The following is a 255-nucleotide window of genomic DNA, read 5'->3' as shown; positions in this document are numbered from 1 at the left end:
AGACGCCGCCCACCGTGAAGTCCTCGTTCGGGTGCCAGTTGAGCGCAGCTTCATAGCTGTAGTCACGCTCATACCCGGAGTACTCGGTCTCGGTGGTGAAGACGCCATCCTCGAAGAGTGAGGTCTCGTTGCTGTGCTGGCCATCATGGCCGAGCTGGTAGAGCAGGCCGACAGTGACATCGTCGAAGCCCTTCTTCCAGTAGAGCGAGTTGTCCGGCCGCCCCGTGCCATGCAGGCCGCCGTCACCGCTGCGGC

Annotated in this window: 1 protein-coding gene; it reads right to left on the bottom strand. The window is 63.1% G+C overall.

Features of this window, described 5'->3' with window-relative positions; genetic code table 11:
* A partial coding sequence (locus tag R0J88_RS21690; RefSeq protein WP_410901131.1) for a hypothetical protein occupies positions 1-255 on the bottom strand: 255 nt, incomplete at both ends.

Origin of the sequence: Pseudoalteromonas sp. SIMBA_162 (genome assembly GCF_046535955.1) — a bacterium.
In the GTDB taxonomy this organism is placed as follows: domain Bacteria; phylum Pseudomonadota; class Gammaproteobacteria; order Enterobacterales; family Alteromonadaceae; genus Pseudoalteromonas; species Pseudoalteromonas marina.
The sequence above is the reverse complement of the archived record's forward strand: the minus strand, read 5'-3'. Positions and strand labels throughout refer to the sequence as shown.